We start from the raw sequence: 454 nt of genomic DNA, 5'->3' as shown, positions 1-454 counted from the left end.
CATCATTGTTCCACAAACATCACACGTTTTCTGTTCTTCCGTAAGAGTATCTACATAAACATTCTCTGTCGGAAGATCAGCAAAGACCTCATCATAAGCAGCTTTCGATTTACGGGCCTTCTTGTGTGCTTTTACCTCAATGTATTCCACCTCAAGGGGCACCGGTTCCGGTTCATCCTCCGTCTGCAGGTGGAACAGATCCAACTGTCCCGGGAGCTGTTCATGCCGGATCTCACTGGTGGAGCCAAAAAGTCTGGTCTTCAGGTAGTCCAACTGTGCCTGAAGGTTAGCGATCAGTTGATCCTTTTCGCTGTCTTTGGCATCACGTTCCTGCAGCATTTTCTGCAGGGAACGGATAAGCTCGTTCTGAGTGCTGATTGTATTATTCAGTTGTGAAATCGTATCCTTAAGCTCTAAGAGCTGGATATCTCTTACTCCTGAAGGCATTGTTTTT

The 454-nt window shown here is 46.3% G+C and carries 1 protein-coding gene; it reads right to left on the bottom strand.

Annotated features, from left to right (window positions below):
* Positions 1 to 454, bottom strand: a 454-nt coding sequence (locus M72_RS14860; protein ID WP_465231349.1) for an IS66 family transposase, incomplete at both ends; no start/stop codon positions are given.

This window comes from Roseburia faecis, assembly GCF_001406815.1.
In the GTDB taxonomy this organism is placed as follows: domain Bacteria; phylum Bacillota; class Clostridia; order Lachnospirales; family Lachnospiraceae; genus Roseburia; species Roseburia faecis.
The sequence above is the reverse complement of the archived record's forward strand: the minus strand, read 5'-3'. Positions and strand labels throughout refer to the sequence as shown.